This is a genomic window from Collinsella aerofaciens (assembly GCF_028209885.1).
Lineage (GTDB): Bacteria > Actinomycetota > Coriobacteriia > Coriobacteriales > Coriobacteriaceae > Collinsella > Collinsella aerofaciens_BA.
The window spans coordinates 1-25733 of record NZ_JAQLEM010000007.1 but is presented as its reverse complement, the minus strand read 5'-3'; the positions used below and the strand labels follow the sequence as shown (position 1 = coordinate 25733).

At 60.0% G+C, this 25733-nt stretch carries 25 protein-coding genes; 7 read left to right on the top strand and 18 right to left on the bottom strand.

Annotated features, from left to right (window positions below):
* Nucleotides 1–79 precede the first annotated feature (79 nt).
* The 5 genes from PMX21_RS02875 (at nt 80) to gltA (ending at nt 6224) form a co-directional block, all read left to right on the top strand.
* A complete protein-coding gene (locus tag PMX21_RS02875) occupies nt 80–1066 on the top strand; it encodes a ribose-phosphate diphosphokinase (RefSeq protein ID WP_022094252.1) in 987 nt (328 codons plus the stop codon).
* Nucleotides 1067–1614: 548 nt separating this feature from the next.
* Complete coding sequence (locus PMX21_RS02870; RefSeq protein WP_271757939.1) at nt 1615–2631, top strand: PDDEXK family nuclease; 1017 nt, start codon at nt 1615–1617, stop codon at nt 2629–2631.
* Nucleotides 2632–2982: 351 nt separating this feature from the next.
* Nucleotides 2983–3612 carry an aminoacyl-tRNA hydrolase gene (gene pth / locus PMX21_RS02865; protein ID WP_271757937.1) on the top strand — a complete coding sequence of 210 codons (630 nt, stop codon included), beginning with the start codon at nt 2983–2985 and terminating at the stop codon, nt 3610–3612.
* Nucleotides 3613–3984: 372 nt separating this feature from the next.
* A complete protein-coding gene (locus PMX21_RS02860) occupies nt 3985–4824 on the top strand; it encodes a sulfide/dihydroorotate dehydrogenase-like FAD/NAD-binding protein (protein ID WP_006235793.1) in 840 nt (279 codons plus the stop codon).
* Entirely contained in the window at nt 4815–6224 is a 1410-nt protein-coding gene (gene gltA, locus PMX21_RS02855) for an NADPH-dependent glutamate synthase (RefSeq protein WP_006235794.1), read from the top strand. The genes PMX21_RS02860 and gltA overlap by 10 nt, the downstream gene beginning before the upstream one ends.
* 392 nt (nt 6225–6616) lie before the next feature.
* Here gltA and PMX21_RS02850 read toward each other — a convergent pair whose 3' ends face one another.
* Both PMX21_RS02850 and PMX21_RS02845 read right to left on the bottom strand, forming a co-directional pair.
* Nucleotides 6617–7813, bottom strand: coding sequence for an LPXTG cell wall anchor domain-containing protein (locus tag PMX21_RS02850; protein WP_271757935.1), 1197 nt, complete (start codon nt 7811–7813; stop codon nt 6617–6619).
* A 205-nt stretch (nt 7814–8018) separates the two neighbouring features.
* A complete protein-coding gene (locus PMX21_RS02845; protein WP_271757933.1) occupies nt 8019–9566 on the bottom strand; it encodes an LPXTG cell wall anchor domain-containing protein in 1548 nt (515 codons plus the stop codon).
* A gap of 216 nt (nt 9567–9782) precedes the next feature.
* Here PMX21_RS02845 and PMX21_RS02840 point away from each other — a divergent pair, with 216 nt between their 5' ends.
* Nucleotides 9783–10865 (top strand): helix-turn-helix transcriptional regulator, encoded by a 1083-nt coding sequence (locus PMX21_RS02840; RefSeq protein ID WP_271757931.1) that lies wholly within the window; start codon nt 9783–9785, stop codon nt 10863–10865.
* Between the two features lie 52 nt (nt 10866–10917).
* Here PMX21_RS02840 and PMX21_RS02835 read toward each other — a convergent pair whose 3' ends face one another.
* The 13 genes from PMX21_RS02835 to PMX21_RS02775 all read right to left on the bottom strand — a co-directional run bounded on the left by PMX21_RS02835 (nt 10918) and on the right by PMX21_RS02775 (nt 21921).
* A complete protein-coding gene (locus tag PMX21_RS02835) occupies nt 10918–11541 on the bottom strand; it encodes a cytidylate kinase-like family protein (protein WP_055285378.1) in 624 nt (207 codons plus the stop codon).
* 48 nt (nt 11542–11589) lie between these two features.
* Nucleotides 11590–12228: an amino acid ABC transporter permease gene (locus PMX21_RS02830; RefSeq protein ID WP_271757929.1), complete on the bottom strand. Its 639-nt coding sequence runs from the start codon at nt 12226–12228 to the stop codon at nt 11590–11592.
* Between the two features lie 3 nt (nt 12229–12231).
* A complete protein-coding gene (locus PMX21_RS02825) occupies nt 12232–12978 on the bottom strand; it encodes an amino acid ABC transporter permease (protein ID WP_035136546.1) in 747 nt (248 codons plus the stop codon).
* Nucleotides 12979–13003: 25 nt separating this feature from the next.
* Entirely contained in the window at nt 13004–13879 is an 876-nt protein-coding gene (locus PMX21_RS02820) for a transporter substrate-binding domain-containing protein (protein WP_117848438.1), read from the bottom strand.
* Between the two features lie 8 nt (nt 13880–13887).
* Nucleotides 13888–14619: an amino acid ABC transporter ATP-binding protein gene (locus PMX21_RS02815; protein WP_022094215.1), complete on the bottom strand. Its 732-nt coding sequence runs from the start codon at nt 14617–14619 to the stop codon at nt 13888–13890.
* A gap of 245 nt (nt 14620–14864) precedes the next feature.
* Nucleotides 14865–15308 (bottom strand): GatB/YqeY domain-containing protein, encoded by a 444-nt coding sequence (locus PMX21_RS02810; protein ID WP_117862823.1) that lies wholly within the window; start codon nt 15306–15308, stop codon nt 14865–14867.
* 54 nt (nt 15309–15362) lie between these two features.
* The gene (locus PMX21_RS02805) at nt 15363–16583 is read right to left on the bottom strand and encodes a peptidylprolyl isomerase (protein ID WP_271757927.1); all 1221 of its coding nucleotides are present in this window, start codon (nt 16581–16583) and stop codon (nt 15363–15365) included.
* Nucleotides 16584–16770: 187 nt separating this feature from the next.
* A complete protein-coding gene (locus PMX21_RS02800) occupies nt 16771–17238 on the bottom strand; it encodes a PTS sugar transporter subunit IIA (RefSeq protein WP_271757925.1) in 468 nt (155 codons plus the stop codon).
* Nucleotides 17239–17303: 65 nt separating this feature from the next.
* The gene (locus PMX21_RS02795) at nt 17304–17771 is read right to left on the bottom strand and encodes a PIN domain-containing protein (RefSeq protein ID WP_271757923.1); all 468 of its coding nucleotides are present in this window, start codon (nt 17769–17771) and stop codon (nt 17304–17306) included.
* Entirely contained in the window at nt 17768–18112 is a 345-nt protein-coding gene (locus tag PMX21_RS02790; RefSeq protein ID WP_271757921.1) for a type II toxin-antitoxin system RelB/DinJ family antitoxin, read from the bottom strand. The genes PMX21_RS02795 and PMX21_RS02790 overlap by 4 nt, the downstream gene beginning before the upstream one ends.
* Before the next feature lie 235 nt (nt 18113–18347).
* Complete coding sequence (gene purN, locus PMX21_RS02785) at nt 18348–19055, bottom strand: phosphoribosylglycinamide formyltransferase (RefSeq protein WP_271757919.1); 708 nt, start codon at nt 19053–19055, stop codon at nt 18348–18350.
* The gene (purM, locus tag PMX21_RS02780; RefSeq protein ID WP_271757917.1) at nt 19045–20148 is read right to left on the bottom strand and encodes a phosphoribosylformylglycinamidine cyclo-ligase; all 1104 of its coding nucleotides are present in this window, start codon (nt 20146–20148) and stop codon (nt 19045–19047) included. The genes purN and purM overlap by 11 nt, the downstream gene beginning before the upstream one ends.
* 156 nt (nt 20149–20304) lie before the next feature.
* On the bottom strand, nt 20305–21921 hold the full coding sequence (locus PMX21_RS02775; RefSeq protein ID WP_416378166.1) for an amidophosphoribosyltransferase: 1617 nt from the start codon (nt 21919–21921) through the stop codon (nt 20305–20307).
* Nucleotides 21922–22258: 337 nt separating this feature from the next.
* Here PMX21_RS02775 and PMX21_RS02770 point away from each other — a divergent pair, with 337 nt between their 5' ends.
* A complete protein-coding gene (locus PMX21_RS02770; protein ID WP_117634672.1) occupies nt 22259–23488 on the top strand; it encodes a putative ABC transporter permease in 1230 nt (409 codons plus the stop codon).
* An 89-nt stretch (nt 23489–23577) separates the two neighbouring features.
* Here PMX21_RS02770 and PMX21_RS02765 read toward each other — a convergent pair whose 3' ends face one another.
* The 3 genes from PMX21_RS02765 to purE form a co-directional block, all read right to left on the bottom strand.
* Nucleotides 23578–23994, bottom strand: a complete 417-nt coding sequence (locus PMX21_RS02765) for a molybdenum cofactor biosynthesis protein MoaE (protein WP_271757912.1) — start codon at nt 23992–23994, stop codon at nt 23578–23580.
* Nucleotides 23995–24060: 66 nt separating this feature from the next.
* On the bottom strand, nt 24061–25062 hold the full coding sequence (locus PMX21_RS02760; RefSeq protein ID WP_271757911.1) for a class B sortase: 1002 nt from the start codon (nt 25060–25062) through the stop codon (nt 24061–24063).
* Between the two features lie 35 nt (nt 25063–25097).
* The gene (purE, locus tag PMX21_RS02755; protein ID WP_006235810.1) at nt 25098–25562 is read right to left on the bottom strand and encodes a 5-(carboxyamino)imidazole ribonucleotide mutase; all 465 of its coding nucleotides are present in this window, start codon (nt 25560–25562) and stop codon (nt 25098–25100) included.
* Between the last annotated feature and the right edge of the window lie 171 nt (nt 25563–25733).

Here is a 25733-nt window from a genome sequence, read left to right as displayed (position 1 = left end):
AAGACTCGATAAACCCCGCCGCGCGGTTACAATGCAAAAAGGCATCTATATGGCATTCGATGTATAAAGGAGAAGGGTAATGCCGATTAATGATCCCGAGAAGTCGGAGAATATGCGCAAGTCCATCCGCGTGTATTCCGGTTCCTCCAACCGTCCCCTCGCTCAGAAGATTGCTGAGTACCTTGGGGTCGAGCTTTCGGGCCTTACGCTAAAGCAGTTCGCCAATGGTGAGATTTACGCCCGCTACGACGAGACCGTCCGCGGCGCCGACGTCTTCCTGATTCAGTCCGTGGCCGGCGGCAACGTCAACGACATGCTCATGGAGCTGCTCATCGCCACCGACGCTGCCAAGCGCGCATCCGCCCGCTCCATCACCGCCGTTATCACCCACTACGGCTATGCCCGCCAGGACCGCAAGGCCGGCCCGCGCGAGCCCATCACCGCCCGCCTCGTCGCCAACCTGCTCGAGCGCGCCGGCGTCAATCGCATCATCACCCTCGACCTGCACCAGGGCCAGATCCAGGGCTTCTTTGATATCCCGGTTAACCACCTGTCCGCGCTGCCGCTGTTTGGCCAGTACTACAACGACATGCACTTCGACACCGACAACCTGGTTGTCGTCTCCCCCGACGTGGGTCGCGCCAAGGCCGCCAAGAAGCTGTCCGACATGCTCGGCTGCGACCTGGCCATCGCCCACAAGGGCCGTCCGCGCCACAACGCCGCCGAGGTCATGGGCATCATCGGTGACATCAAGGGCAAGACCTGCATCATCAACGACGACATGATCGACACCGCTGGCACCCTGTGCGCCAACGTCAAAGAGCTCAAGGCTATGGGCGCTGGCGACATCTACGTCTGCGCCACCCACGGCATCTTCTCCGGTCCGGCCATCGAGCGTCTGAACGACGCCCCGATCGTCGAGTGCCTCGTCACCGACGCCATTCCCGTCGAGGTCGGCGGCAAGATCAAGACCATCTCGGTCGCCGAGGAGTTCGCTCAGGCCATCTCCGCCGTTTACCACGAGGAGCCCGTCTCCACGCTCGTCGGCGGCGATTTCGCGCTGTAGCCTGCCGCGCATCATCTTTGATGCTTTTAAAGGGTCGGAAGCGAGCTTCCGACCCTTTTTCTATCCCTCGCCAACCTTCCCTGGACAATTAGTTCAGATACGTATTTTTTTAAAGCTCCAAAGGACCGTTCGGAGCCTTCTGAGCTCCCCAGCGGATGCCATGCCGTCCAAATCTCATCGTTCTCGAGTACAACCGCTGCATATTTACCCTCAAATCGCCCTCAAGGGCCTTAGGCACGCCTCGAACGCCCGCCGCCTTATACGTATCTGAATTAACCGTCCAGTAGCTATCGTCAACCTTCGCGGCAGAGCTCAATTTCCTGCAATCCCCCCAACCGATTTCATAACACCCAGCCGTTCATGGCGCGCAGCGCCCCGCTGAGCGAAAAGAACGGTATGGGGGTCGCATTCTGCCGCCAACTTAGTACGTTATAGCTATGACGACCGTGATTTCACATTTCTCCGCCCTCCGCGCAATTCGTCGCGCACGACGGGCGTACTCTGCCCTACCCTGGGACTCCGTTGATAGTGAACAGCAAGCACAGGCCTTGGCTAGCTGCATTCCCAATAATGACGCGATAGACTTTGGCGCACTTTCGATACTCGATGCCTGGAATGAAGATGATTCCGAACTACTCGATCTTCTCGTTTCAGACGAAGACAACAGACGCCCCGACAAGCGGCTTCTTCAGCATATTCTCACCGCTCCGCTTCCTGAAGGTGCAATTATGCACGTCGAGGACGACATCTACGCAACGTCTCCTGCCGTGACAGCCATGCTTTGTTCCAAAAATGAATCAGTCGCCAAAACCTTGATGCTTCTCATGGAACTGCTCGGAACCTACTCCCTTCCTCCCGGGGCAACATACCCCATTGCCCATGACGACATCTGGCCCAAGGGCGATGGCTGCGCAGCGACGGGCGATCTTGATTGCTTGGGCAACCAGTCGGTGGTCGAGCAACAGAACGAAACCCGCTATGAACAGGCACACTACAAATGCGAGCCCGCCACAACTATCGAAGAGCTTGAGGCGGTTGCACGCTTCGCCAAAAGTAGCTCATACACATCGTTTCGCACGGCAGTCAAACTTGCCCGACCCGGATCTGCATCCCCAGCCGAATCCCTAATGTTTGCCGTTCTCGGAGCGCCCATGCGCTTTGGAGGATTCGGATGTTGCAGTCTGCCCATGGGAGGCCTGCTACTCAACTATCGAATCGACTTCGACACTCTTGCGGTCAACATGTCCTCGGGCATCCCCTATGCCATCTGCGACCTATATTGCCCGGCAGCCGGAGTCGACAACGAATACAACGGAATTGGGCATGAGCTTCAAAACGCTCGCATCCACGATGGCAATCGAAATAATGGCCTCAAGGCAATGGGCATCCACGTCCTGGTTATCAATCGCGACCAAATGAAAGACCTTGTTGCACTCGAAGCCTTCGCCCAAACGATGCATCGACTCGCGGGAGTCCGATTCCGATACCGTATCAAGGGCTATCGCAAGCGTCAGGCCGCTTGGCTCAACGCTCTGCGGGCCGGAATCGGCCTTGCGCCGGTCTAAACGGCGAATCACCCGCGCGCCGCCGAACAGGACTGGACAGTTAGTTCAGATACGTATAGATGGACACATTGAATTAGGCTGTTTTGCAGCTATCTCTATACCATTCGCCCTATTTGAAGGCAGGGTAGACTTCAAAACAGCGCCATATGGACTAACTAAAGCTCCGAAACAACGTATCGGCATTGAATTGAGCACTTCGAGTCCTCAGAACTTATACGTATCTGAACTAACTGTCCACCTCTGATTTCGACGGCCGTCCAAACGCCCCTAAACGCCCTCAATTACCCTCCATTTGACAGCGGCAACAGGGTCGCTCACCATAGCAGGCGACAAATCAACGAAAGGATGAACATGGCAGCTGCACAGCCGCTTAAGATTCGCATGGTTGCCGGACTTGGCAACCCTGGCGAGGAATATGCCGAGACCCGTCACAACGCTGGTTTCAAAGCAATCGACGAGCTGGCCCGTCAGGCCGGCGTCACGTACTGGAAAAACCAAGCAGGCGCCGAGGTCGCGCTCATCAACATCAACGATCCCGAGGAAGAGGGCGGTAAGCGCCAGATCGTGCTGGTCAAGCCGCAGTCGTACATGAACACCTCGGGCGGGCCCATCTCCAAGCTCTGCCGCGAGTACAAGATCAAGGCCGAGGAGCTGCTCGTGATTCACGACGAGCTCGATATTCCCGCCGGCGACGTGCGTGTTAAGGTGGGCGGCGGCCACGCCGGTCACAACGGCCTGCGCTCCATCATCGACAAGATGGGCAGCCGCGACTTCAGCCGCATCCGCACCGGCATCGGCAACCCTCCCGGCAAGATGACCGTCGCCGACTACGTTCTTAAGCAGCTGCGCGCCCGCGAGGCCGAGGATTTCCAGGACACCTGTGCCCGCGCCGTCGACGCCGCCGGCCTGGCGATCGTGCACGGCGTGATTTATGCCCGCGACCATGTCAACGGCGCCGCTTCCGCCAACGGCAAGCACTAAAACCTACCATTTAGGGATGTTTATTTTGGCAGGTTTTATATGCGGAAACGCCGCAGTCGGCACATCGCAATAAACACGCTGCCACCATACATGCATAACGCCCCAAAGGGGGCCGGCCTCATCACAACCCGAGGCCGGCCCCCTTTGCCGTTTTGCCTGATAAAACCGACCAAAATAAACCTGTCCCTTTTTGGTAGGCCGAAGTGGATAAACCCTGCTCCCAACCGCCGAAGACACACGTAAGTGACATGTCCATGAGGGTATAATTTGTACCGTATGTCTGCACAACGCCTGTGCGCGTACGGTTTTACTCGGGCTACCGTCCATTTCCGTGGAGGCACGGTTCGGCGGCCCTAACAAGAGAGGGGTTCTATGTATAAGATCCTGGAGAAGACGCAGTTCTCGGAGAAGGTGTTCAAGTTCCGCATCGAGGCACCCGCAATCGCCAAGCATGCGCACGCTGGACAGTTCCTCATGGTTCGCGCCAACGAGACGGGCGAGCGTGTCCCGTTTACCCTAGCTGGCTGGAACGGTGACGAGGGCTGGGTCGAGTTCATCTTCATGGTGATCGGCAAGACCACCGAGATGCTTTCCACCTACGAGGCCGGCGAGTCGCTGCGCGACGTCGTGGGCCCGCTGGGCGTTCCCACCGAGATGGCTGAGGGCCCCTGCGCCGTCATTGGCGGCGGCGTCGGCCTGGCAATTGCCTTCCCGGTCGCCAAGCACCTGGTCGAGACCGGCCACGAGGTGCACGCCATCATGGGCGCCCGCACCAAGGACCTCCTGCTCATGGAGGACCAGTTCCGCGAGCTCCTCGACGAGGACCACATCCACATCACCACTGACGACGGTTCCTACGGCGAGCAGGGCGTTGTCACCGCTCCGCTGGAGCGCCTGCTGCAGGACAAGGCCGTGAGCCAGGTCTTCTGCGTCGGCCCCGTTCCGATGATGAAGTTCTCGACCCTCACCGCCCAGAAGTACGACACCCCCATCACCGCGTCTCTCAACCCCATCATGGTTGACGGCACCGGCATGTGCGGCTGCTGCCGCGTCGAGGTGGGCGGCGTGACCAAGTTCGCTTGCGTCGACGGCCCCGACTTCGATGCCACCCTGGTCGACTGGGATGACCTTCGTGCCCGCCAGGCCGCTTACCGTTCCGAAGAGGGCGAGTCCCTCAAGGCCTATGAGGAAAAGAGCTGCGCATGCCACTAGTTAACGGTCGTTTCGTTGCCGATATGAAGTCGCCCCGCACCCCCGATAACGAGGAGCCGGCTGCCGAGCGCGCCTGCGACTTCCGCCCCGTCGACAAGGGCTTCACCGAGGAGATGGCGCTGGCCGAGGCCGAGCGCTGTCTCAACTGCAAGAAGCCGTTCTGTGTTGAGGGCTGCCCCGTCAACATCAACATCCCCCGCTTTATCGAGCAGATCCGCGAGAAGGACTTCGGCGGCGCCCTCGATACCATCCGCGAGGACTCCATGCTTCCCGCCATCTGCGGCCGCGTCTGCCCGCAGGAGAACCAGTGCGAGGGCAAGTGCATCCGCGGTAAGAAGTCCGAGCCCGTGGCCATCGGCCAGCTCGAGCGCTTCCTGGGTGACCGCCCCGAGCTCGCCTCCACGCCCAAGATGGCCCCCAAGAACGGCAAGAAGGTCGCCGTCGTCGGCTCCGGCCCGTCCGGCATCACCTGCGCCGGCGAGCTCGCCCGCAACGGCTTTGACGTCACCGTCTTTGAGGCCTTCTTCACCGGCGGCGGCGTGCTGGTCTACGGCATCCCCGAGTTCCGTCTGCCCAAGGCAGTCGTCAAGCGCGAGATTGACGGCCTGGAGGATATGGGCGTCAAGTTTGAGTACAACTCCGTCGTGGGCAACATGGCCACGGCCGAGGAGCTGTTCGAGCAGGGCTTCGACGCCATCTACGTGGCGACCGGCGCTGGCCTGCCCAAGTTCCTCAACGTCCCCGGCGAGAACCTGCCCAACGTCTTCTTCGCTAACGAGTACCTCACCCGCGTGAACCTGATGAAGGCCAACAAGTTCCCCGAGTACGACACCCCCACCAAGCACGGCAAGAACGTCGTCGTCTTTGGTGGCGGCAACGTGGCTATGGACGCCGTCCGTACCGCCAAGCGTCTGGGCGCCGAGCACGCCATCATCGCCTACCGTCGTACCGAGGACGAGATGCCCTGCCGTCGCGCCGAGCTGCACCATGCTAAGGCCGAGGGCGTCGAGGTTCTGCCGCTCGTCTCCCCGCTCGAGTTTGTCGCTGGCGAGGACGGCTCCGTGTGCGCCGTCAAGGTCCAGAAGATGGAGCTCGGCGAGCCCGACGAGTCCGGCCGTCGTCGTCCGGTGCCCATCGAGGGCGCCATCGAGGAAATCCCCTGCGACGTCGCAATCTCGGCTATCGGCACCAACGCCAACCCCTTCGCAAAGAAGATCGGCGGCAAGATGGAGCTCAACAAGTGGGGCTACATCGTTGCCGACGAGGAGACCGGCCAAACCACCGATCCCCGCATCTGGGCCGGCGGCGACATCGTCACCGGTGCCGCTACGGTCATTCTGGCGATGGGCGCCGGCAAGAAGGCCGCCGCTTCCATCACCAAGAGCCTGCTGGGCGAGTAATCACCCTCAGCGCTAGCCATTAAACGGCAAAGTCCCCGTCGAGCACGCGCCCGGCGGGGACTTTTTTATACCGGCCGCCCGACCACCACGATGGGGACAGGCGCCTTTGTGGTGCTTTGGAGCCTGGCTGGTCGGTGTGTCTCGATCTGTAACAGGTAGGCCACGTTGAGTCCCGTAGTTGTTACAGATTGAGACATTGTGCGAACATCCGCCTGTTCATCTCAATCTGTAACAGTAAGAGGCAAAATTCCTTGCTACGTGTTACAGATCGAGACATTGCGCCGGCGGTCAGACGATTCATCTAAACCTGTAACATCTAGGGCCGTTTTGGCTGACTAGGTGTTACAGATTGAGATTTTGCTGAAGCCGAGGATGGACACTGTCACCAAAACCTAACGCTTGCGGCGCTTGGTCGCGGCGAGGCCGGCGGCGGCTACGGTTGCGCCGGCGATACCCAGGGCGGCGACCGTCATCGCGGTGGCATCGCCCGTGGCAGCCAGGACGGCGTGGGACTTCTTGGCCGGCGTGGTTTTCTCAACCGTCTTGGTCACCGTGGTGGTTGCGGCAGGCTTGGTCTCCGGCTTGATCTCCGGTTTCTGCTCGAGCTTGGTATCGGGCTTCACCTCGGGCTTCACCTCGGGCTTAGCCTCGGGCTTAGCCTCGGGCTGCGGCGCCGGCATCTCCGGGTCGACCGGGACCGGCTTAGCCTCGGGCGTAAACGTCAGGTCGGTGATTAGCCATAGCGTACGGAACAAGCCGGGAACAGGCGCATGCTCGCTTGCCTTATCCACCCGATAACTGCACTCCACGCCATTGACCATCAGTTTAATGTTAGGCGTAAAGAAGAAATCCCACGCCGGCTTAAAGTACAGGCCATAGCGATAGGTCACCCCAGATTTAAAAGCGTCGATGTGGTTGGTGATTTGCCGATCCCAGAATATATCGGAGTTCACTTCACTGCCATCGCTGCCCGTCCAGAACTCACACTGAAGAATGGAGTTCGAGCCCGCCGGAGTGTCTGCCGTAAAGTCCGGTTTATCGCCCGCCCTAAAGATGGTGGTGGCGTCGTCAATCTCGATAACGTCGATAGTTTGCCAATCATCAACCGGCTGCTCGCACAGCATATTGGCCGCATTGGGCGCAAACACGCCATCGACGGTCTTATCTGTCACGTCGGTCACACCATGCGACGTAATGGCGTCGTTTGCCGGCGCGGCGGCGTTGTCGCTGGGAATGTTTTGTTCAGCGGGTGCCGCATTGTTAGACTCATCGGCGGCGTCAGCCGGAGTCGTCTGCTGAGGTTCGGCGACAGTTTGTGCCGCCGGAGCAGCGTCGGTTGCAGGCGTGGTCGCCGGAGCCGCATCCTCCGCAACTGCCGGCGTCACCAGAGCCGCGGCAACCTCGCCCGTCGCGGCGGCGGAATCCGCGCACTCGGTCGCGAGCGCCACGCTCGGCAGCAGCAGCTGGCCGATCATGAGTGCGCACGCACCGACGCTGGCAATCTTCACGCCCACGCAACGCCAAGTACCGTGAACCAGCGAGCAAGCGCGCTCGCGCTGGGTTTGATTATCAAAGTGGCTTCCGTTCATAACGGCCTCCCTAATCGAAGGATTAACGCCACTACAAAGGCGCTTGTCCCTTTGCGGTGGTCCTGTACAACCAAGATGCGCCAAATGGCCCTGTACGCCTAGGTTCGTACATGCGAGCCCAGGCTGCTACCTACGGAAATACAAAAAGCTGCCGCGAAGACACTTATGCCCACACAGCGGCTGAAAATGGCTGTGAAAGCTACTGCTAGCGGCTGCGACGCTTGGACGCGACGAAGCCGGCGCCGATGACGGACGCACCGGCGATTCCGAGGGCGGCCGCCGCCGTCGCGGCGTTGTCACCCGTGGCGGCAAGAGCGCCCGCGGACTTCTGGACCGCGGCGACCTGCGCAGCCGGCTTGGGGGCAGCGGCCGTGGAGCTCGCCTGGGTCGACGTCACGGACGGCACGTCGGTCCCGCTGCCGCCGCCCGGCTGCGGCGTGGGAGCCGGGGTGGGTTCAGGCTGCGGGGCGGGCTCGGGTTCGGCCGCATCTCCAGAGCTGATTACCACGTTACGGGCGACCTCGTCGGAAGTTCTAATGTCCTGGATGACAGACGACCCGGGAACGCCGATGACACGCCCACTTCCAACGGTGTCGCGCACGGTACCTCCGTCGGGAATCGCAATCTTTAACCCTCCCTCAAGTTTGATATAGGGGGCCCTGAAGGACCCCATATTGACGGCATAGACTGCCGCCGTCGAGCCCGACGCCACAACATTTGATTGAAAGAAGCTAATTCGAGGGGTAGCCGACGGGGAGCCAGACTGTGAAAAAATTCCATAGACATCTTTGCGATTTGCCCCTACAAGCTCATCAGCCCCGGCATCACCTTGAGCCGTGAGGTTCGAGCGATTGACGCGTATCCATGACGCCCCGTCTTGCACGCGTATCCAAACACCAGCCGAGATTTTTCCCGCGCTCCCTGTCGCGAGCGAAACATCCGCCCCGTTGGCAATCTTCAAATATGTTTCCGTCTTAATACCAAACGAATACAGAGCGACCGACATGCCCCCTGCATTACCCGCCGTCGCATTTAATTTAGCGTTGTCCACCATGATACAGCCACCATGTTTGGCGCTGTAGTCCGCCTCTTCGGCCTGTGCACCCTCGATGGCAGAATGCCTGGGAGGAACATTTTCGGCAAGGACTGCAAAGACATCGGCGTTCGACTTTGCCTCGACATGGACGTCAGTACCATTCTTTATGGCTATGTCGCCCGCTGCCGCATGGATACCAATGGATTCATATGCTCCGCCCGTGGCTGTCACGTTAACGTCAGCGCCATCAATGGTCACATCGCCACCGGCATTGCCGTCGCCTATCGCCGTAATCACATCGGTCTGGGCCGTCGCATTCAGGGTGCCGTCGCCGGTAATGGCAAGGTTACCGTTCTTAACAGCAATGGCGCTCTGCCCGGCATCGGCCGTTACGGTGTTGATGCCCGTCACGCCGATGGTGAGGTTGCCCTTGGCGCCGATGGAGCCTCCGTCGTAGCCGTTGAGCTTCATGTCGTTAGCGCCATCCCAGGACCAGGTTCCCGCCTCGTCGCCGGCAGCGGTGCCCGCGTCGTACTGCGTGCCGCCGACGTTGACCCACTCGGCGGCGAGCGCCACGCTCGGCAGCAGCAGCTGGCCGACCATGAGCACACAGGCCCCCGCGCAAGCAGGTTTTGCCCCCACGCGGCGCCACGTTCCGTGAGAGAGCGAGCACGCGCGGTCGTGGTCGATTGGGTTGTCATGGATTTGCTTTCGCATGTGAGCCTCCTTGTCGTAAGGGGTGCTTCTGTAACACCATGTTACGGGAAGATAGCCGGATCCCGGGGCACAAATTCTCAAGTGGCGCATCTGCCAGCGCAAAAGGCGACAAGCGCGCAATCGCCGAGGGGGGGTCTTCGCTTTCCAAAGGCCCGCACATACCATCCTGGTCTACAACCGAGGAAACGGTTATTCCGTCCACCCAAAGGACCGTTCTTGAACCTGAGTAAGACTAAAATCAACGCGCTTCTGGCACTCGCACTGTTTACCTTCGCCTTCCTTGCTGCCGAGTTTCGCTTCGATATCAATATCGGGCTACTCGCCGGCGCCGAGCGCGTTGTGCTCGCACAGGGCTTTATTCTGGGTGCGAGCGTGCTCGGCTTTATCGGATACGCGCCGCTGCTCGGGCTCGCACAGCGCAAAGGCCACTCACTGGCAGCCGTCAACGCCGCCGCCGTCCCTATCGTCATCCCGGGATTGGCCCAGATCCAGTTCCCCACGGGTCCGCTTACCCTCGAGATTCTGGGCCGCATCGCATTCTTTGGGCTCGGACTGTTAGGCGCCGCAACGCACCACGCCTTTTCGTTGGCATTCCAAGATGGCCCCAAACTCGCCACTGGAGCGGGAGCAACCTATGCCGCCGGCGTCGTCTTTGATCTCGCCGAGCGTCGCTACATGGGACTTGTCATGCTCGGCATCGCCGTGCTCTCGACCATTTCCATCCTGGCCGTGGAGGCCGGCGCCGATCCCAACCTGGGCCTTGTCGTCTTTTACCTGAGCTCGGGCTTTTTTGTCACGTTCTTTACCGCCACCTTTACACAGCTGGCACCGCGTATGCACGCGCCCGCTCTTTGGGCCGGCATGGGACGCGCCGCCAACAATGCATGCGCATTCACTACATCGGGCATCTCGCTTGCCCTTGTGACCTCGGGCAACGTTGCCCTCATTATGATTGGTGCGCTCGTTTTGCTCGTCGCCGCCTGCGCGGCATTCGTGGCAGCCGGCCTGTTCCGCCTACCCCAAACCGAGCAGGAGCGCAAACATCAACAGCTTGCCGAGGAGGCACTCGCCGCCCCCACCATCGAGGAGCAGCGCCAGGCCTTCATCACCGATCACGCTCTCACCCCGCGCGAAGTCGACGTGCTCGTGGCCGTAACCCAGGACGAACGCCCGCTCAAGCAGATCGCCGAGGAGCTCGGCATCTCGATGCGCATGGTACAGCGCCACCTGAGCTCTATCTACCAAAAGACCGACATACAGACGCGCGCCGGTCTCACCAAGGCCCTCCCCTCCGCCTAAAACAAAAACCACCACAAAGGTGCCTGTCCCCTTTGTGGTGATTTTTGGTCGGTTAGTCTTCGAGCTGCGCTACTTTGTAGCGGTAGGCTGCGGCAATAACGTCTTTGCAACCCTCGCGGCCCAGCTTGGCGCGGTTGACGACGATGTCTTTACCGCTCGTCATCTTCCACTTTCCGGCACTGTAGCGCTTATAGAACGCCTCGCGCGCCTTCTGCTGCTGCTTGACCAGCTTGGCGCCCTTCTTTTTGTTGAGGCCACGCTTCTTGCGCACGATCTCGACGCGGTCCTCAAAGGGCGCAGTCACCAGCACGGCGATGTGGTTGGGGTTGTTGCGCAGCAGATAATCGGACAGACGGCCTTCGATAATGCAGCTCTCGGTCTCACCCAGATCCAAAATCACCTGGCTCATCTTTTGGAACAGCTTGTCCGAGTACGAACGCGCATCGTAGCGGTCGGGCAGAAACGCCATGTTCTCCACGGCCAGGCGCTCGTCGTAGGCAGCCATCTTGTCGAGCGACTCGCCCGCGCGCAGCGACGCACGCACCAGCAGCTCGTTATCGTACAGCGGAATCCCCAACTCGTCGGCAAGCATGCGACCAATCTCGTGGCCCTCGGCGCCAAAGTCGCGCGCGATGGTAATGACCACAGGATTCTTCTTATTCTCCAGATCGCTCATCGCGATTCCTTTCTCTATGTGACAAAGGGACAGTCCCTTTGTCACATTCTACGCTGCCACGATACGACGTTGATACGCTCGGACCAGCAGCGAGATACCAAAGTTGAGCACAAAGTACATCGCAAACACCAGGCCGTAGAGCATAAGAACCTGCGACAGGTCGATCGCGTGGGCCATCACGACGTTTGCCGTGTACATGAGCTCGGCCACGTTAATGCCCGAAAGATACGAGCTGTCCTTAATGACGGTCGTGCACTGGCTAAACAGCGCCGGAATGATCGTCTTAAACGTCTGCGGCAGAATGATGTAGCGCATGGTGGCAAAGAAGCCGAAGCCCTGGCTCTGCGCTGCCTCAAACTGGCCACGCGGAATCGAGTTGAGGCCGCCGCGCACAATCTCGGCCAAAACAGCGCTGGTAAACAGCGTAAAGGCGATGGTCGAAATCACAATGTCCAAACCCTGCACCGTAAAGTAGATAAACAGGATCCACAGCAGGTTCGGCGTGCAACGGAACAGCTCGATATAGGCGCTCACCAAAATACGGAACGGGCGGGGCGCATAGCTCTTAACGAGCGCCAGCACCGTGCCAAAGATGAGCGAGAAAAAGATCGACAGCGCCGAGATCTCGATCGTCTTAACAAAGCCGCCCCAAATGTAGAGCAGGTTGGTCGCGTTGAAGATTTCCATGCGCTAGGCCTCCTCTACGTTGTCGAGCCCCAGCTCGGCCAGGCTCACGCCGCGCGGACGCTCCTTGGAGCGGCGCTCGAGCCACTGCACCAGCATGGCGAGCGGAAAGCAGATGATGAAGTACATAAGGCAGCAGACGATGTATCCCTGCAGGTAACCGTACAGACTCACAAAGTTGTCGGAACGGTACATAAGGTCACCGCCGGCCACAAGCGCCAGCACCGACGTGTTCTTGACCAGGTTGAGCGCCTGGTTACACAGCGGCGGCAGAATGATCTTGAATGTCTGGGGCAGCACGATGTACCAGTACGCCTGCGCACGGGTGAAGCCCTGGCTCTGGGCCGCCTCCATCTGACCGCGCGGAACTGCCTCGATACCGGTGCGGATGACCTCCGAAATGTAGGCCGCATGATACAGACCCACGCCCAAGAAGCCCAGCACGAACGGCGCGATACGCACCGGCTGGTCGGCACCGGTTATGGCCTGCAAAAACTGCGGACCGGCCATGTACATAAAGAGCACCTGCACGGGCAACGGGGTGTTCTGGTAAAACTCCACGTACACGCGGCTTATGGCGCGCAGCACGCGCGAGCGAGTGGTAGAGAACACGCCCAGCAGCGTGCCCAGCACCAGCGACAGCAGCAGACCGGCAACGACCACCTGCAGCGTCACGCCAAAGCCCTCCCAAAAGGGCCCCATGTTTTGAAATGTCGTCGACCAGCGGTCGGCGTCAAACAATCCTTCGAGCATTTGATTCCTTCCTTGGACGATGCGCCTATACAAGACCCCAGGTCTTGACCTCTTGGTCGAGCCAGCCATCGGCCAGGCGATCGCAAACCACCTGATCGACCACAGCCGAAAGGTCGCAGCCCTTCTTGGTCGCCACGCCGTAGCCCTGCTCGCCAAACTTGACCTCGGGCTGCAGCAGCTCAACGGTCTCGTTCATGTAACCGGCCAGCGTGGAGCGGTCCATGGCAAAGACGTCGATATTGCCGGCGTCGAGCGAACTCTTGATGATGGGGTAGCCGCTAAAGGCCCTAAACTCGGGCTTGCAGCTAAAGCCGTTGTCCTTGATCATCTGCTCGATCAGGCCCTGCGTGGTGGCACCCTGGCTCACGCCAATAACCTTGCCGTCCAGGTCCTCAATCGAGGTAAAACCCGAGCGCTTCTTGACCATGAGTCCCACGTAGTCGGTGCGGTACGGCGTCGAGAAATCCCAGCTCTTTTTGCGCTCGTCGGTGATGGTGTAGGTCGCCGCGACCACGTCAAGTTGGCCGTTATCGATCAGCGGACCGCGCGTCTTGGGCGTTACGTCGGTAAACTCGACAAGTTCCTGGGCACGGGCCTCCTTGTAGCTCACGCCAAAGACGGCAGCGGCGATCTGGTAGCACAAATCGACTTCCATGCCCTCAAAGCGACCCTTGGCAGTGTCGTAATAGCCATAGCCGGGAACGTCCTTCTTAACGCCGGCATTCAGATGGCCACGCGACTTGATAGCCGCAAGCTTAGACCCCTTGTCGGAGCCCTCGCCGCTGGTGGAGTTGCCGCAACCGGTAAGCGCGGTCCCCGTCAGCGCAAGCATGCCGGCGCCAGCCAGCTGCAAAAAGTGGCGGCGCGACACGGCCGCCCTCGTCATATCCGTCATGTCCATCACCGCGCCTAGTGCAGAATCTTGGACAGGAACTCGCGGCAGCGCGGGTTCTCGGGGTTATCGAAGAAGTGCTCGGGCGTGCCCTCCTCCAGGATGCGGCCGTCCTCCATAAAGATGACGCGGTCGGCCACCTGGCGCGCAAAACCCATCTCGTGCGTCACGCAGATCATGGTGATGTCCTCCTGCGCAAGCTCAATCATAACGTCCAGAACCTCCTGGACCATCTCGGGGTCGAGCGCCGAGGTCGGCTCGTCAAACAGGATGATGGGCTGCTTGGTGCACAGGGCACGGGCGATGGCGATGCGCTGCTGCTGACCGCCCGAGAGGTTCTGCGGATACTCGCCGGCCTTATGCGCCATGCCAACGCGCTTGAGCGCGGCGATGGCGATCTCGGTCGCCTCCTCCTTGCTCTTCTTTTGCAGTTTGATGGGCGCGAGCGTTAGGTTGCCCAGCACCGTCATGTTGGGATACAGGTTGAACTGCTGAAACACCATGGAACTATACTTGCGAGCCATCTCCAGGTGGTTCTTTTTGGTGAGCGGCGTACCGTCGATGACGACCTCGCCCGACGTGGGTTCCTCCAGATAATCGACGCAACGGATGAGCGTCGACTTACCCGAGCCGGAAGGCCCGATCATTACGAGCTTCTCGCCGCGCTTGACGGTGAGATTGATATCTTTGAGCACATGCAGGTCGCCAAAGTACTTGTTGAGATGCTTGATCTCGATCATGTCTGCCATGGATGTCCCTTCCCTGCGTTTACACGAGTTGAACTATTGTACGGAAAGAACCACGTTTCCGCAGCCCACACTACATTCCCGTAAAGAACCCGCAACCTTTAACCCACTCATTGGGGACAGGCTTAAATGAGTACCCGCTCATTGGGCACTCATTTAAGCCTGTCCCCAATGAGCACCGCCCAGCAAAAAGGGGCGCGACCGCAATGGCCACGCCCCCTCAACATCGGCTATGTGTCGGCCGGCACTTACGCCAATTTTGCTCCGACGATCTTTGCCGCGGCAGGCTTATCGAAGTTGCCGCCGGTGGCCTTGCCGAGTGCACCCATGACCTGGCCCATCTGCTTCTTGGACGTGGCGCCCAGCTCGGCGATGACCTGCTCGATCAGAGCCTCGAGCTCCTCGCCCGAAACCTGTGCGGGCAGCAGGCTCTCCAGGATCTTGACCTGCTCGGTCAGGTTGTCGGTACGGTCCTGGTCGGTACCGGCCTTGATGGACATCTCCAGCGTCTCGCTCGTCTGCTTAATCAGACGCTTGATCATGCTGTTGACGTCTTCCTCGGTCACGTCGCGGCGCTCATTAACCTCGATATTCTTCACTTCGGCCTTGACCTGGCGAATGATAGACAGGCGAACCTTGTCCTTGGCCTTCATGGCGGCGATCATTTCCTGCTGCAGCTCTTCGTTGGTCATCTGCAAATCCTCCTCAATAGTGTGGGCGGCACTCACGCGGGCACCGCCCCATGATTACTTAGTCGTCGACGAATCGTCGGTCGAACTCTTGGTGACGCCCTTCAGGCTGACGTTGTACGGCACGTCCTTGGGCATGGGGTTGACGGTAATGTCGGCGTCCTTCTTGTACTGCTCCAGCCACTCGCTGTATGCAGTACTGGCCGCCTGCGTCTTCACCACGTTGGAGACATACTTCTTAATGTCCTTGGGCACCTGCTTGATGTCATCGACCTGGTTATCGACATGGAAGTAGTCGGTGCACTTGATGACGTGGTAACCGTACGTCGACTCGATCACGTCGCTCACATCGCCCTTGTTGAGCCCCTCGAGCGCCGTCTGGTAGCTGTCGACGAAGGTGGTGAGCTTATCCCAACCCACATCGCCCTTCTTCTCCTTGGAGCCGGTATCGTCGGAGTACTGCTCCACGGCGTCCTCAAAGCTCAGCTCGCCGGAGTTAATCTTGTCCAGGCACTCCTGTGCTTTGGCCTTGGCGGCGGCCTTGTCCTCGTCGGATGCGTCGGAATCAACCTTGATCAGGATATTCGACGAGCGGCGGGCATCGTTGTAGTTAGACAGGTTCTCGTTGATGTAATCGACGATCTCGCTGTCCTTGGGCTTGCTGGTGGGCGCCACGGCATCCTTAAGCTTTTGCTGTGCCAGGCTCTCCTTGAGCGAGTCCTTGTAGGTGTCCTCGGTATAGCCGTAGGTCTTAAGGGTCTTCTTAAAGGCCTTGGCACCGCCCGCGCTCTTGCACGCGTCCTTCCATGCCTTCTCGACCTCCTCGTCCGACACCGTCACGCCGTTTTCCTTCTGCGCCTGCTGAAGCAGAATCTGCTGCGTGTAGGAATCGATGAGCTGTTTGCGGTACTTCTTGGGCGTCAGGTCGTTGTCGACCAGATACTGCGCCCAGTCCTTGTCCTTGGTGTAACCGTAGGACGTGCGCATGCTCATGATCTGCTTGGTTACGGTGTCCTCGGTGAGGTTGGTGCCGTTGATGGTGGCGGCGACACCGCCGGTAAGCTTGTAGCTCGAGGTATCCTCTGCCTGCGACATGAGACCGGAGCATGCCATGGCCGAGACGGAAAGCAGCATTGCCAGCACGCCGATAACCACCAGGACGATCTTGACGGTCTTAGACACGTACGTCTTGCGCTGCTTCTTACGAGAGCTGGAGGCAGTGCGAGCCTGCTGCTCGGGCGTCGGCACGGCCTCGGAGTTCTTTTTCTTGTTTGCCATAGTTGGCCTTTCGCATCACGAATCGAACAAACGCCATTGTGTCACAACGCGGACCCCGCGACACACCTGGTGCATGGGGGACAGGTTAATCTGCACCATTTTGGTGCAAAGGGGGCTGTTCTGGCTGTCGGCAGTTAGGGACATTCCTTTTCTGCCGGCAGTTAGGAACAGTCCCCAAGTGCCAGCCCTAAAAGTGGCGACGGATGGCGTCGACCATGCCCTGGCATGTGGTCTGGCCGAGCACATCGGCTGCGGCGTCGGCATCCATAAAGATATTCATAAGCGATTGCAGGGCCTCGACCTGGCCGCCCGGCTCGGCGATGCCCAGATTGATGATGATCTGCGCCGGCACGGGGGCACCCATGCCCGCCATTGCGCTGAACACCACGGGCGCCGCGGGCTTCACCACCGCGATATAGGGCTTAGCCACGAACCCCGGATCGGTGTGCGGGATGGCGATGTTGGCCGCCGGCATGGCAAGACCCGTGGGATAGGCATCCTCGCGCGTGCGGACGGCATCGAGCCAACCGGGCGCAATGTAGCCGCGAGGCGCAAGCTCGTCCTCGAGCCGCGCAAACACCTCATCCGGCGTCGCGCACTCCCAATCAAAAAACACCAGCTCGGGCGAGAATAGCATCTCGGCGTTATCCGCCATACCGTCCTCCAAAGTTGCATGAGGTTCACAATGCCCCATATGATAACGAAACGAGGCAGGCAAGGTTAGTCGAGGATTCCAGTCCTACCGAGTGCGCGGGCAGGCGTCAGGCAAACTTCGGGCATCGCCTCCAGCATGCGCCGGTCACTCGTGACCACGTAGTCAACATCTGCCGTCTCGCCCGAAGCGATGATGAGGTTGTCTTCAAGATCCGGCATGCGCTTGCCAAGCATGCGTGCCATCTCGCACTCTGCCAACGAAAGCGGAGAGGCGGTTGCCACCTGCATCATGTGCTCAATGCAGGCCCACGACGCCGAGGCAAACGACACGTTAATCCCATTCACATTCCGCCGGGCTAGTCGCCGAGGCAAGATATAGAACACGTCTTTTGCCGTCGTTGGCGCATACAGAAGGTCGATCTTTCCCGCCTCGGCCAGTTCAACCAATCTTTTCGCTTCGTCGAACGCCCCCTCTTGCAGGTAATAATCGAGCCAAACGTTCGTATCTACCAAGAGATGCTTTGCCTCAATCATCGGCAATTCGCCTCAATGTCAGCAATCATCGCCTCATACATATCATCTCGTACGGCATCCCAGTCTTCCGCAGATGATCCAGCTGGCGCAAAATCCGAAGCACGTAGCCCCAACGAAGAAAAAGCTAGGCCACACCCCCGCTCGGCCAGACTCTCCGCACGGGGCGCCTCGCGCTTATCCGCCACCATAAATCCCGGCAACGCTTGATGCTCGACAAGATAGACCCAAAGCGCGCGAATGGCATCGCTCGGCCCCAATCCATTGCGAGTTAGAACCGCATCGCCACCAGCTTTGAGCATGGGATCGATTCGTGTGTTGAGCTGCACCGTTGCTGTACCCATAGCGGCTCCTCTCTATTTGCTAGCAGTATAGCAAACATAAAAAGCCACGCAAAAGGACCCCGCCCGCACACGGACGAGGCCCTATCGGATTTCTTGGGATGGAAATGACACACGTCACGTTATCCAGAGTCCAAAATCAAAGAGGTAATAAAAGCTGATTGGGGCACATGTGATTCCATATGCCCCAATCAGCTTTTTGATAGTTTACGTTGTAAGGAAAACCGAGCGAATCCTTTTACGCACAATGGCGGGGTGCATCAATTGCCACTTTGCCGCTCTCCAGCACGTGGACGCGGCCGTCGGCGAGCATTTGCACGACCTCGGGATACAGCACGTGCTCAATCGCGTGGATGTGCTCCTCGAGCGTATCGACATCCCAGCCCTCCTCGACAGCCAGCGCGCGCTGGGCGATGATGGGGCCGTTGTCGTAGATCTCGTTGGCAAAATGCACGGTCACGCCAGTTACCTTGACGCCGCGCGCAAACGCGTCGTCGATCGCATGGGCACCGGTAAAGCTCGGCAGCAGCGCCGGATGCAGATTGACCACGCGGTTGGGAAACGCCGCCAGCAGCGGCGTGTGCACCATGCGCATGTAGCCGGCCATGACCGCATACTCGCAGCCGCGCTCGAGCAGCTCGTGCGCGATGATCTCGTCAGCGGCGATGGGGTCGGCGTAGACATCCTTGGACAGCGTGAGCGTCTGGATGCCCGCGCGCTCAGCGCGCTGCAAACCCTTAGCCGAAGGACGGCTCGACACCACAAGTTCAATCGAAACGTTGAGCTTGCCGGCGGCGATCAGATCGATCAGCGCTTGCAGGTTGGTACCCGAACCGCTGATGAGCACACCGATCTTGAGCGGCTCGGCCGTATCGGTGCCGGTCGGACGGGTGTAGGGCACAAAGCCCAGGCTCTCGGCAGCAGCCATCTGCTCGTTAGCGCTCATCGGAGTACACGACCTTACCGGAGCCCTCGACGCACTCGCCCACGCGGAACGGCTTCTCGCCCAGCGCGACCAGGGCCTCGGTCACCGCGGCCTCGTCCTCGGGAGCGACGATCAGGCACAGGCCGACGCCCATGTTGAAGGTCTTGCACGCCTCGTTGGGCGCGAGCTCGGCCTGGCGCGACACGTAGGTGATGACGGGCGGAACGTCCCAACCCATCTCGGCACCGTTGCGGGTGACCACGGCGTCGACGTCGTCGGCGAGCGCGCGGTTGAGGTTCTCGGTAATACCGCCGCCAGTGATGTGGGCGATGGCGTGCACGTTGGCGCCGCCACGCAGCAGCTCCAGAATCGGCTTGACGTAAATGCGCGTAGGAGCCAACAGGGCGTCTGCCAGCGATGCACCGCCGAGCTCCTCGAGCGGACGGCTCAGCTCCTCGGCCTTAGCGGCGGCCTCGGGCGTGCCCGGCTTGATGCCGTCGACGCCGATGACCTTGCGAACGAGCGAGTAGCCGTTGGAGTGCACGCCGGTGGAAGGCAGGCCCAGGATCACATCGCCGGGGCGAACGTTCGCGGGGTCGAGCATCTTGGGACGGTCGACGACGCCCACGGTAAAGCCAGCGAGGTCGTAGTCGGCCGGAGCCATGACGCCCGGGTGCTCGGCCATCTCGCCACCCACGAGCGCGCAGCCCGCGAGCTTGCAGCCGTCGGCAACGCCCTTGATGATCTTTGCCATATGCTCGGCCTCGATGTGGCCGATGGCAACATAGTCCAAGAAGAACAGCGGCTCGGCGCCCGAAGCCAAAATGTCATTGACGCACATGGCGACCAGGTCCTGGCCCACCGTCTCGTGACGGTCCATGATCTGGGCGAGCACGAGCTTGGTGCCCACGCCGTCGGTACCGCTGATCAGGATCGGGTCTTCCATATCCCTAAGCGCAGCGGCCGAGAACAGGCCGCCAAAGCCACCGATGCCGCCGATAACCTCGGGGCGGTTAGTGTCCTTGACCATCTGCTTAATAGCGTCGACGGCGCGGCCGCCCTCGGCGGTATCGACGCCGGCGTCCTCGTACGTCACATGCTTGCTGTCGCTCATCTGAGCCTTCCTCTCCCACTACCGTCCGCCGTCCAAGCGTCAAACGGTGCTCATAGTTGCGTTCATTTCGGCACGCGCCATAACAGCACGCGCCGCTATATCAACAAAACGGCAGATAAAACCTGCCAAAATAAACCTGTCCCTACATGGCAGGTTTTAGGCCTCGCCGTGCTTCTCTTCCCAGCTGCGATCGTCGTATTTCTCGACCACGGCGTCGTCGTCAAAGTGCAGCGGCTTATCCAGGTTGCGGGGCTTAAAGCCCTCCATAAACTTGTCGCGGCCAAAGCTCTCGGGAATCGCCACGGGGTAGCGGCCGGTAAAGCACGCATCGCAGTAGCCGCCCTTGGGCATGACCTTCAGCAGGCCCTCGACCGAAAGGAAGGCCAGCGAATCGGCGCCAATGTACTCGCAGATCTCATCGACCGTCTTGTTAGCGCTAATAAGCTGCGACTGCACATCGGTATCGATGCCATAGAAGCACGGCCAGATGACCTCGGGCGAGTTGATGCGGATGTGAATCTCCTTGGCGCCGGCGTTGCGCAGCATCTTGACGAGCTGCACCATGGTAGTGCCGCGCACGATGGAGTCGTCGATCACGACCAGGCGCTTGCCCTCGATGTTGTCGCGCAGCGGGTTGAGCTTCATGCGTACGCCCATGGCGCGCAACTCCTGCGTGGGCTCAATAAACGTGCGGCCCACGTAACGGTTCTTGATGAGGCCCTCGCCAAAGGGAATGCCACTCTCGTGCGAATAGCCCTCCGCAGGCGGCAGACCGGAGTCGGGCACGCCGATGACCAGGTCGGCCTCGACGGGCTCCTCGTGCGCCAGCTGACGGCCCATGTCGTAGCGGCAGGCATAGACGCTCTTGCCGTTCATGATGGAGTCGGGACGGGCAAAGTAAACCTGCTCAAAGATGCAGTTAGCGGGCTCTTCGGCAGCAGGCACGCCCTGCTCGGATACCAGGCCCTCGGCGCTGATACGCAAGATCTCGCCGGGACGGACGTCACGAACATACTCGGCGCCCACAATGTCGAGCGCGCACGTCTCGGAAGCAACGACCCAGCCGCCGGCGCGGGTGACATGGGTGGTGGCGTCGACCGTCGCGGCGCCGTCCTGCGACGGCAGCTGCGAAACGGATGCGGCATCGGCTTGGTCCAGACCCTCGTCCACCAGCTTGCCCAGCACGAGCGGGCGAATGCCGTGCGGATCGCGGAATGCGTAGAGCGCCTGCTCGTTGATGAGCGTCATGGCGTAGCCGCCGCGCACGAGCTCCATGGTCTTGCGAATGCCCTCGCGCAGATGGCCTGTACGCTGAGTAAAGTAGCCGATAAGCTTGGTCGCGACCTCGGAATCCGAATTGGAGAGGAACGGCACGCCCAGCTCGATCAGCTGGCGGCGCAGCTCGTCGGTGTTGACCAGAGTACCGTTGTGCGCGAGCGCGATAATGACGCTATTGATGGTAGAGAGGTGCGGCTGCGAGGCTTCCCAGCTCTTGGCGCCGGCGGTGCCATAGCGCACGTGGCCCACGGCCAGCTGGCCGGAGAGCGTCGACAGGTCGGCGTTGGAGAACACGCGATCGAGCAGGCCCAGATCCTTGCGGACCATAACCGTGCCGCCATCACCCACGGCGATTCCCGCCGATTCCTGGCCGCGATGCTGCAGCGCGCGCAGACCAAAGTACGTCAGTCGAGCCACATCGCGATCGGGTGCCCACACACCAAAAATGCCGCATTCCTCATGCAGCTGGTCGGAGTCCGGATCATACGTCGACATGGTCTTCACCTGTCCCGCGGCACGCTCGACCGCGCGGATGGTTTCTTGAGACATGGCATCCCCTCAGAGCCTCGTTATTTGGCGTTACCTGCCCTATTATACGCACGGCAAGACAAGCACTCCTGCGCATGAACAGCGCTTTTTAAAAGCCCACCGAGCTTATAATCCGTTTTGCAGCCAAACATTTTATCGGTCTGTCCAGTGTAAGCGCCCACGCCCCAGATGGCCGCCGCGTCCGCCGTTGGGGATTACAAAGTTGCAATTGGGTCGTTTGTCCTGTCTTTTAGCAGGTCGGCGGCGTATCCTTGTACCTACAGCAAAACGAGAAAGGTTATGTATGGATCGAAACGAACTCGACCCCAGCGTCCCCAGCGCCACGGAGGTCAAGAAGATCCCCCTCATCATTAAGGTGTACGCCGTCCTGTGCATCCTGTCCGGCGTGGGCACGCTCCCTTCGGTCGGCGCCTTTATGTGGCAGGTCATCACCGCGCTCATCAACGGCAACGCCGCCGCCAAGCTCGGCGACAACACGCTCGTCGCGGTCGGCCTTATCGTCGCCGGCATCATGCTCTCTGCGGCAAGCGCCGTCATCCTGATCATCTTTGGCCTGGACCTTATCAAAAACCAGCGCCGCAACGCCGCTCGCCTGTCCTACATCCTTATTGCATTCACCGTCGTCGAGCTTTTGGTTGACGTGATGCTCCAGGGCATCGGGCCCTTCTTACTTCGCCCTGCCATCCAGCTCGGCATCCTCGTCGCGCTTTCGGCCACCGTCGACCCCACGCTGCGCCAAGAGCGCGAGCTGCAGCGCCGCCTGCAGGAGATGCTCGATCGCGACGCCGCAGCCGAGGGCATGCTCGGGCGCGATGAAACCGGCGAAGGCTACATCAAGCTCAACTACTTCAACCTGTTCTGGGTATTCTTTGTCTGCTGCATACTCGGCCTGATCGCCGAGGACATCTGGCACATGACGGTCGACGACCCGGGCGTCTACCAGAACCGCGCCGGCATGCTGTTTGGCCCCTTCAGCCCCATCTACGGATTTGGCGCCGTACTCATGACCATGGTGCTCAACCGCTTCTATAAAAAGAACCCCATCATTATCTTTTTGGTGAGCGCACTGCTCGGTGCAAGCTTTGAGGTGTTCGTGGGCTGGTTTATGCAGACCTCGTTTGGCGTGGTCTCGTGGAGCTACTCGCATATGAAGCTCTTTGGCATGCCCGATCCGCTCGCCGTCCTTACCGGCGGACGCACCTGCACGGGCTTCGCCTGCCTGTGGGGCCTGGGTGGCCTCATCTGGATCAAGCTGCTGCTGCCGAGGCTGCTCAAGCTCATCAACATGATTCCGTGGAAGAGCCGCTACTCGGCTACCGTCATCTTCACCATCATTATGCTGGTCGATGGCGTTATGACGCTGCAGTCGCTCGATTATTGGTATCAGCGCGTCAACGGCACGGAACCGGATATTCCCGTTGCGCAGTTCTACGGCAAGTACTTCGATAATGACTTTATGGAGAATCGCTTCCAGAGCATGACCATGAGCCCCAAGGATGCGACGCGCGTGTAGCGCCAACCGCGCCCAAAACGCAAAATGCCCGCCGGTATCACACGTACCGGCGGGCATTTTTATAAGCCGCCTTCTATCGACGCAAGCCTCTACGCCTCGCGCTCGACCTCACTCACGCATTCATTCTTGATGGTGCCGACGAGCGCCTGCAGCGCATCGACCACGTGCGGGCGAATGTCCCCGCCGATGAGCACGAGCATGATGTCGTCACCTACGGCAAGCTCGCCGCTTGCCAACCACACGCGCACATAGCCGATACCTGGCATCGCGCGCGTGGCCTCGATAGCAGCCTGCACCTTGCTGGCGTCGTAGCCGAACACCATGCCGCCCACCTTGTGGCCCGGCGCCACACCATCGGTCTCGACTCCGCGTACCTCGGCCTTGGGCGTCGCACGCACCACGCCGTTGTGTGTCAGGTACATGCCGCAGCCAGCCGCCGAAGAATCGGCCTTAGCCTCGCGAAGCCACGTATCGACCGAAGGCATCGATTTGCCACTTTCAAGCATCATTTCTCCCTTACCGTCGTCGAGCAGCCAATTTGGGACGGGGCTTTTTAGCTACTCTCGAACAATTTATTCCTCAACCGGCGTGAGCACCATGACGGCACGTGTGTTGCTCAGCGATAACGAACGACAGGTCACAAGCGTTACGACCTTGGTTGCCGAAGCGGCACGATCGGTGGCATCGCTCGCCACGGCAGAAGCACCGTCGAGCATCTCGGACAGGTAGTTCTTGAGCCCGTCGTCGCCCTCAAAATTGGGCGTGCGCGCCTTGGCATACGTGTCCTCGACAACTTTGGTCGCCAGTGGTCGCAGTTTATACGTAGCATCCCGTGTGATGTAGTACACAAACTCGATGCTATCAAACGTCGCCTGATCAGTGGTGTCCGAAATCACGTTGAACATCGACCCGTCGTTCATGTGGTGACCATAGATCGTAGTCTGCTGATCCACCATGCCGGGCGCAGTGTCCTCGTAATCCAAGAAGATGGCACCCGATGCATTGGACGTGCCATCGAACAGTGTGTTGAGGTACTTGGAGTTATTGTCCTTGCACTGCACCACGGGATAGTTAATATTAGTACCCCGTGCGTAAATCCAGCCAACAACCTCAGGATTTGTCTGGGCAAGCGCATCAAAGTCGATAACCGGCACGCCGCTGGCGTCCTTAGCGGGCGCATATTGCTTTTCGATCTTTTGGTACGACTCGCTCGCCTGCTTGTAGCCAATCTGTGCATTGATAAAGATGGCGGCGGCGGCCACGATCAGACCGATACCGATAATGATGAGCAGAATGGGAATGACGGAACGGCGCTTTTTACGCGGCGGTTCGGTGTAATCCGACGGCGCGGCATGCGATGAAGACCGAGACGGCTTCTTAGCGGTGCTATAAGATGAAGGTCGATATGCGGCCGGCGCGTCCTGCCGACGATGCGTCGCCGGTGTCACGGGGCGCGGCGCGCGCGGCTGCTGAGGAGAGGATGTCCGACCCTGCTGCGCCGCATGGGCAGCACCCGGCTTCGACGGATCGGGGATCTGAGAAGCCTTGAATCGTTTTCCCTGATAGTCAGACATGGCTCTCCTTATACTGCGGCGAAACGGCGGAACGCCTAGGCGTCGGCCATCTCCTGCTTCATCTTCTCGATAACCTTGCGGTACTCGGGGTCGCATGCGCCCAAGATCTGCGTGGCATAGATGGCGGCATTCTTGGCGCCGTTGATGGCAACGCAGGCCACGGGCACGCCCGAAGGCATCTGCACCATCGACAGCAGCGAGTCCATACCACCCAGATCGCTCGTCTTCATAGGCACGCCGATGACCGGCAGCGGCGTAAACGCAGCCACGACGCCGCCCAGGTGAGCAGCCTTGCCGGCAGCAGCGATAATCACCTTGATGCCGCGGTCGGCAGCAGTCGAGGCCCACTCATGGACCTTCGCCGGCGTGCGGTGCGCGCTCGCAATCACGAGCTCATAGGGCACGCCCAGTGCCTCGAGCTCGGCGGTGCAACCTTCCATAACGCCCAGATCGGACTTGGAGCCCATGATGATCCCGACAACCGGCTTCTGATCTGCCATAAACAAAGACCTCCTGTTGAGAGCGGTGACGCGGCGAATCCGCGACCCTTAACTACTGAGAGTAGTATAGCTGCTCCCGTCCCTGCGGTCTGCGGGTGCCCCGCGGCGGTCTGGTGTTTTCATCTTCACTCCGGTTGCTTCGCAAAGTCGTTCAGATGAAAACACCAGACC